Genomic DNA, 6267 nt, shown 5'->3' with positions numbered 1-6267 from the left:
GATCAGGGTTCCACGTCTTATTTGCTTATATTCTGGGCGTTCCCGTTTTGGCTCACGCTCTATTTGTAACTCTTTGCTGGCAAAACCGCACCCTTATAGTGGTTATAGATCCACTTTTGCGTACTCTTTGACTGCAAAGCTTTCATTAATTTCTTAATAGCTGGCTTCTTTTGGTCGCCCTTCCGTACCGCCACAATGTTAACGTACGGTGAAGTCGACTTTTCCGTTGCAATTGCATCCTTGCGAGGATCCAAGCCCGCTTGAACTGCGTAGTTGGCGTTAATAAAGACCACGTCACCCTCACCGTTCTTATAGATACTTGGCATCAATTTTGGTTCATAACTGTGCTTAAACTTCAGATGCTTCGGGTTAGAAGTAATATCCGAAAAGTTGGCAGTAGTTATATCAATACCCTTCTTGATCTTAATCAGACCAGCATCTCTCAACAACTCTAAGATTCGGCCATAGTCAGGGGTGTTCGAACTTACTAGTACCGTGGCACCATTCTTCAAATCCTTTAAGTTCTTGACCTTTTTTGAATAAGCCGAAATTGGTTCCAGATGAACGCCACCCGCACTCACTAAAGTCCCATGGTTAGCTTTGTTCCACTGGTTCAAGAATGGCATGTGTTGGAAGTAGTTAGCATCCAGTTCCTTGCTAGCTAAAGCCTTGTTAGGCATTACATAGTCTTGGAATACCTTGATTTTTAAGTTGACGCCCTCTTTTTTCAATTGCGGTTGAACATGCTTCAAAATTTGTGCATGCGGGACAGCCGAAGCGCCCACCGTAATCGTGGTCGTCTTTTTACTTGAACTGCTGTTACCACAAGCAGCTAACAGCACTGCCGTTGCAGCAACCCCTAGAACGCCAAGAATCCGTTTCGAAATCTTCATGAATAATTCCTCCCACTTAAATTAAAATATAATTTTTATAAGGTTCGTTTATCAATCCTACGAACCAGAAAATCCCCAATGAATTGAAAGATAAACACGATGATGACGATGATTACAGTTGCGACCAACACGATCGTATTATTGCTTGCCTGGAAACCATCGATGTAGGCCAAATTACCAAGGCCACCAGCACCGATAGCACCGGCCATCGCGGTGTACCCAATCAGTGAAATCGTTGTGACGGTTGCACCTGAGACCAAAGCCGGCATGCTTTCTGGCAATAGCACCTTGTAAACGATCTGCCACTGACTAGCACCCATTGCTTCGGCCGCCTCGATCACACCACGGTCAATTTCGTGAAATGCAAGTTCGACCATCCGGGCATAAAACGGTGCTGCTGATACAATCAGCGATGGTAGTGCAGCCGTTGGACCGATAATTGTCCCCACCAGATTCTTCGTAATCGGCAACAGCAACATGATTAAAATAATAAATGGAATTGATCGAAAAACGTTCACCAAAAACGATACGATCCAGTTTAAAGCTTTCACCGCAAAATTATTGCTAGCCGTTGTTTCAAACAAAAGTAAGCCAAGCAACACACCAAGAATGGCAACGGCGATCATCGAAACAATCGTCATCCAAATTGTCTCCCAGGTGGCAGCCCCCATGTTGCCCCAGTCAACCGTCTTAAAGGCGAAATATGAGCCGTTAGTCATGGTGGATCACCTCCGTTTCAACCCGCATTTTCTTCAGTAAAGCCATGGCGCCGTCAACGTTATCAGAGTTGCCAATCAACTGCAGGTAAAGTGTCCCAATGGCACCCTCCTGAGTCTGGTGAATGCTACCCTCAATGATGCTGACCTGCAGATCAGGATACTGGTGAATAATTTCTGAAACAATTGGCAGCTTAGCTTGATCACCATGAAAGACTAACTGTACGATTGTCCCGTTTGGGTAGCTCTTAATCAGATCATCCAGTACAATATTCGTATCTGAAAGCGATGGATCAACTTCTTCGTTAACAAAACGCTTGGTAATCTCTTGTTGCGGATTACGGAAAACGTTGAACACGGTCCCCTGTTCCACAACACGACCGGAATCCATTACTGCCACGTGATCACAAATTTTACGAATGGCGTGCATTTCGTGCGTAATCAGTACAATGCTAAGGTTCATCTTTTTATTAATTTCTAGTAACAAGTCCAGCACTTCATCCGTTGTCTGCGGATCCAAGGCACTGGTAGCTTCATCAGAAATTAAAATTTCGGGGTCATTAGCTAGCGCTCTGGCCACCCCAACACGTTGCTTCTGTCCACCTGATAGCTCTGATGGATAGGAATTTTCACGGCCAGTCAAGCCGACTAAGTCAACCAAGTGCTGAGCTTTTTCCTTGCGCTCCTTTCGGGGAACACCCGCAACTTCCAACGGAAACATAATGTTTTTTAGCACCGTTCGTGACCAAAGTAAGTTGAAATGTTGAAAAATCATACCAATCTTTTGACGCTTCTGACGTAACTCTGAACCACTCAGCCCAGTGATTTTATCGCCGTTAATGTCGATCTCACCACCGGTTGGCGTTTCCAAACCGTTTAACATTCGCGTCAAAGTACTCTTCCCAGCACCGGAATAACCGACAATACCGTAAATCTCCCCATCCTCAATGGTTAAATTTACGTCGGCAACTGCCGTGAGGTCCCCCTCTTTGGTGTTAAACGTTTTTGTTACGTCTTTAAATTCGATCACTATGGTCAACCTCCTCTTTCCTTCAAATAAAAAAGCTTCGTCCTCGCTGAATCAACTGATTCAGCTAAGGGCGAAGCTTGTCGCGTACCACCTTAAATTTGTCATTGCCTCACAGCAACAACCTCGATGAGTCTAAAAGACTCCAACGTGATAGTGGACGTTAGCCAGTCACGGCTTGCCAAAGCTCACCGTGACTTCGATTTGCAAGACCATCTTCAATATCTCATGGTGATTCCTTTTCACCGACCGGAACTCTCTAAACACCACTGAATATCTACTCATCTCGCCACTTGCTTATTCAATTTAAGTCAATGACAAAAGTATAACGACCGAAGATGAGAATGTCAAGGACGATTGCAATTGAAAATTTAGAATCTAATCAAACTACAATTAGGCTTCCTTGATATCTGCTAACCATGCATCGGCTTCTTCTTCGCTGTTTAAAGCGTCAAAATCGTTGTCGAGCTGTGGGTTAACGGCAACTACTTCACCAGTTACAGGACTGTTGATATCAGAAACTGCTTTCTCAGCTTCCACACTGATCAAAGTCTTGCCAGCTGTGACGTTGTCGCCAACACTTGGTAAGTGAGCAAATTTGATGCTGCCTAACTCGTCTTGACCAGCCTTGGTCAGACCGATGCGAGTCTTGCCATCCATCTTCTTTGTCCAGAAATAAGTTGATTCTTCACTCATATCTTTCACCTCATACCAAAATTTTTTGACTTTTATTCAAAGTCTTCGTTACGACTAAACATGTAACTCTTATTATGATACCTCATTGACATAATTAATCCAATCCCAATCATATTCCCGATTAGCGCAGATCCTCCTTGACTGACAAATGGTAAAGGAATCCCAGTCAGCGGTAACAAGCCAATATTCATACCAATATTTTCAAAGGTATGGAAAAGGATCATCATAATGACGCCGGTAGAAATATACGCATAAAACACGTTTTTAGTATCAAACGTGACCCGGATCATTTGATAGATCAACAGGAAATAAAGGAGGATTAAAATTAGGCTGCCAATGAAGCCAAAGTTTTCACCAATCACGGAAAAAATCATATCAGATTCCCGCACTGGCACGTAAACTTTAGAAACGTCGAAACCAGTACCAAAAATACCACCTGAACCAATGGCCTTCATACTTTGCCAGAGTTGATACCCTTGATCTGAAGTGTTACTTGAGGGGTTCAGCCAAGTATCAATTCGTGAAAATTGATACGAAGCAAAGCCCAATTTCTCAAGCAGTGCCCGACCTCCAGTTGTCGAGACCAACGTCAGCGCACCACCACCAATGGCGGCAATCGCTGCAAAGACTGGAACAATAATTCGCCAAGTAACGCCAGAAACGAGCGCCACGCCAAAAACGATGGCGAAAAAGACCAGCATCGTCCCAAAATCGTTTTGCAGTCTCAGTAAAATTGCAATTGGCACTACCCAGGCAACTAATTTACCTAGAAGTAGCCAATCAGACCGCGTAGTGTGTTCATAATAAGTGTGGTTATGGTCACTTGCCACCCGAGCCAGCATCAAGATAAACGCTGGTTTCATAACTTCTGACGGCTGGAACGTCAATGGTCCAATCGCAAACCATGACTTAGCACCTGTGGATGCAGCATACGATCGACTATAAAAAACCAGTACGGCCGCCAGCAGAAAAATACCTAGCCAGTATGCCAGAGGCGCAACCTTCCACAACTGTTCTGAATCAAATTGCATGATGACAATGACTGCAATCGTTCCGATCACATACCACGCTACTTGTGACACCATGACTGTCGTCACATTGGTCGCACTCGAATCGTGGGTCGCCGCCACGTAAATGGAAGCTAGCCCAATCAAAGCTAACATCAGCACACAAAAGATCACGCCATAATCGATTCGCGATTGCGAATCGGAATCTTCGCGCCGTTCACTCATTGCATCATATCCTCCTCTCGCTCTTGAATTCATTATAGACGGCTCATTAGAATTAAAACTGAATATGAACCATCCTTAACCGATTTTTTAGGTCTGAAATCAATTGCAGAGATCAGTGATGCAAATTATAGGTTTGAATAACGTATTCAACGGCTTCGTCTTGAGTCTTGACCTTCACTGGACGTTCAGAACCAATCTGGGCTTCAAATGAACCGCCTTCCAGTGGCATAACGGTGCCAATTACTTCGTCGTTGATCGATAACTGTAAGCCGTCGACGCCCTTGATCGTGACGTCATCGATAGCCACACCAACCGGTTGTTTCTTCTTTGACATGTGAAACTCCTTTTACAATTTTTAGATTTACTTTAAATTCATCTCTTTGAGATAGGCCATCTCAGCCTTTTTATTTCGGTGAAGACTGAAATGGTCAGGAACTGGATCGTAACCGCCATGGACAAAAGGGTTGCACCTTAAAATGCGTGCTGCCCCCATCAGTGTCCCTTTGATTGCGCCATGCTTTTGTAACGCCTGCAAAGTGTAAGCGGAACAAGTTGGTGAATAGCGGCATGATGGTGGAAAGAGCGGTGAAATAAAGCGCTGATAACCCCTTACTAGCAGCATTAATAACCGTTTCATGGCAACTCCTATCTACGACTGTGCTTCTTAGTCGTTGAATCCATGTGCTCAAGCAAAATACCGGCACCCTTAGCTACGTTATCCAGTGGATTTTCAGAGATAACAACCGGCACTTTTAACTGTTCAATCAGCAAGCGATCGATACCGTGCATGAGGGCACCGCCACCTGTCAGCATGATGCCACGGTCAATAATGTCAGCAGCCAGCTCAGGCGGAACAACTTCCAAAACTTCCTTGGCAGCAGTCACAATTTGATCCATAACCGATGAAATTGCGGGGTAAATATCCTTTGAAGAAATCTCAATTGATCGCGGCATGCCAGTCACAGAATCACGGCCACGAACTTCCATCGTCTTATTGCTTTCGTCATCTGGATATGCAGAGCCAATCTTGATTTTAATGGCTTCGGCTGTGCGTTCACCAACTTGAAGATTTTCTTTAGTCTTCAAAAAGTTAATAATGTTAACGTTTAATTCATCACCGGCAACTCGAATCGATTTGCTAGCAACAATGTCGCCAAGTGATAGCACAGCAATATCACTAGTTCCGCCACCAATATCAATAACCATATTTCCCTGGGGCTTAAAGATATCCATTCCAGCACCAACCGCGGCAACTTTAGGTTCCTCTTCCAAATAAACCTTGGCACTGCCCGACTTTTCTGCAGCTTGAATAATTGCCCGACGCTCAATTTCTGTAATGTTGGTTGGTGCGCAAATCATGATGTTAGGCTTTGCCATAAAACCCTTGACGTTTAACTTACTGATAAAATATGACAGCATGCTTTCCGTTACATCAAAATCCGAAATCACACCATCTTTTAATGGTCGAATTGCCCGAATGTTGCTGGGCGTCCGTCCAACCATTCGGTAGGCCTCAGAGCCCACTGCTAATACATGGTTTGTTTTTGTATCTACCGCCACGACTGAGGGTTCGTTTAACACGATACCCTGGCCCACTGCGTAAATCAAAACATTAGCAGTTCCAAGGTCAATACCAATATCTTTTGCCATCCTGTCTAATTCCTCCTGAACTTATTATCTAACCGCTAATTATAACATACCCG

General features: G+C 44.2%; 8 protein-coding genes. All 8 read right to left on the bottom strand.

Annotation, left to right across the window (positions count from 1 at the left end):
* Positions 1-59: 59 nt before the first annotated feature.
* Positions 60-893: a MetQ/NlpA family ABC transporter substrate-binding protein gene (locus GM612_RS07700; RefSeq protein ID WP_155431795.1), complete on the bottom strand. Its 834-nt coding sequence runs from the start codon at positions 891-893 to the stop codon at positions 60-62.
* A gap of 35 nt (positions 894-928) precedes the next feature.
* Positions 929-1612: a methionine ABC transporter permease gene (locus GM612_RS07695; protein WP_155431794.1), complete on the bottom strand. Its 684-nt coding sequence runs from the start codon at positions 1610-1612 to the stop codon at positions 929-931.
* A complete protein-coding gene (locus GM612_RS07690) occupies positions 1605-2639 on the bottom strand; it encodes a methionine ABC transporter ATP-binding protein (RefSeq protein ID WP_343031849.1) in 1035 nt (344 codons plus the stop codon). Before GM612_RS07690 ends, GM612_RS07695 begins: the two co-directional genes overlap by 8 nt.
* Positions 2640-3029: 390 nt before the next feature.
* Complete coding sequence (locus GM612_RS07685; protein WP_155431792.1) at positions 3030-3332, bottom strand: glycine cleavage system H family protein; 303 nt, start codon at positions 3330-3332, stop codon at positions 3030-3032.
* A gap of 32 nt (positions 3333-3364) precedes the next feature.
* Positions 3365-4564, bottom strand: coding sequence for an FtsW/RodA/SpoVE family cell cycle protein (locus tag GM612_RS07680; RefSeq protein WP_155431791.1), 1200 nt, complete (start codon positions 4562-4564; stop codon positions 3365-3367).
* A gap of 112 nt (positions 4565-4676) precedes the next feature.
* Positions 4677-4898 carry a DUF2969 domain-containing protein gene (locus GM612_RS07675; protein ID WP_155431790.1) on the bottom strand — a complete coding sequence of 74 codons (222 nt, stop codon included), beginning with the start codon at positions 4896-4898 and terminating at the stop codon, positions 4677-4679.
* Between the two features lie 27 nt (positions 4899-4925).
* On the bottom strand, positions 4926-5201 hold the full coding sequence (gene yidD / locus GM612_RS07670; protein ID WP_155431789.1) for a membrane protein insertion efficiency factor YidD: 276 nt from the start codon (positions 5199-5201) through the stop codon (positions 4926-4928).
* Between the two features lie 8 nt (positions 5202-5209).
* Positions 5210-6214: a rod shape-determining protein gene (gene mreB / locus GM612_RS07665; protein WP_155431788.1), complete on the bottom strand. Its 1005-nt coding sequence runs from the start codon at positions 6212-6214 to the stop codon at positions 5210-5212.
* Between the last annotated feature and the right edge of the window lie 53 nt (positions 6215-6267).

This window comes from Secundilactobacillus folii (genome assembly GCF_009720675.1).
GTDB classification, from domain to species: Bacteria; Bacillota; Bacilli; order Lactobacillales; family Lactobacillaceae; genus Secundilactobacillus; species Secundilactobacillus folii.
Note: the sequence above shows the minus strand (reverse complement) of the source record. Positions and strands in the feature narration are given on the sequence as shown.